This is a genomic window from Pueribacillus theae, from assembly GCF_003097615.1.
In the GTDB taxonomy this organism is placed as follows: domain Bacteria; phylum Bacillota; class Bacilli; order Bacillales; family UBA6769; genus Pueribacillus; species Pueribacillus theae.
The window spans coordinates 1-597 of record NZ_QCZG01000115.1; the positions used below are offsets into that span (position 1 = coordinate 1).

The following is a 597-nucleotide window of genomic DNA, read 5'->3' on the forward strand; positions in this document are numbered from 1 at the left end:
GTGGTCACGCTGATTATTGCCTACATTTATGTCGGGGTTTTCCTAAACCATAAAAATGAAATGCAGCTAAGCACAAGTTTGTTGGAAGTTCCTTATTATCCGTTTGATTTTATCATTATCCTCGGTTTTACGATGTGGGGATTGGAAGCGCTGTTAAAATGCATTAATTCTGTGATTGGAATCTTTCAACCAATCCAGAAGTAGATAGAGGGGGGAGAATACGATGGCTGTTGAAGTAATCGGGCTTTTAGGCATCGTCGCGATGCTTGTGTTAATGTTTTTGAGGGTACCTATCGCCGTAGCGATGGCTGTACCGGCTTTTATCGGAATTATCTATTTGAAAGATTGGCATACGTTAACTGCTGCAGTTGAAACAATTGTTTGGGATCATAGTTTTAATTATACGTTAAGCACGATTCCGATGTTTGTTTTAATGGGAGAGTTATTATACGTTTGTGGAATCAGTACAGAGCTATTCCAAACATTCCGTGCGTGGTTAAGCCGGCTGCGGGGCGGTTTGGGTATGGCGACTGTCGGTTCATCAGCGCTGTTCGCTGCCGCTTCAGGTTCAAGCTTAGCGAATACAGCGACAATGGG

1 protein-coding gene and 1 pseudogene are annotated in these 597 nt (G+C 43.0%); both read left to right on the top strand.

All coding sequences use genetic code 11. The annotated features are described in order from the left end of the window. A pseudogene (locus tag DCC39_RS19235) lies at nucleotides 1-204 on the top strand (TRAP transporter small permease subunit); the annotation flags it as partial. A 19-nt stretch (nucleotides 205-223) separates the two neighbouring features. After that, nucleotides 224-597, top strand: a 374-nt coding sequence (locus DCC39_RS18930; RefSeq protein ID WP_116556410.1) for a TRAP transporter large permease subunit, incomplete at its 3' end; no start/stop codon positions are given.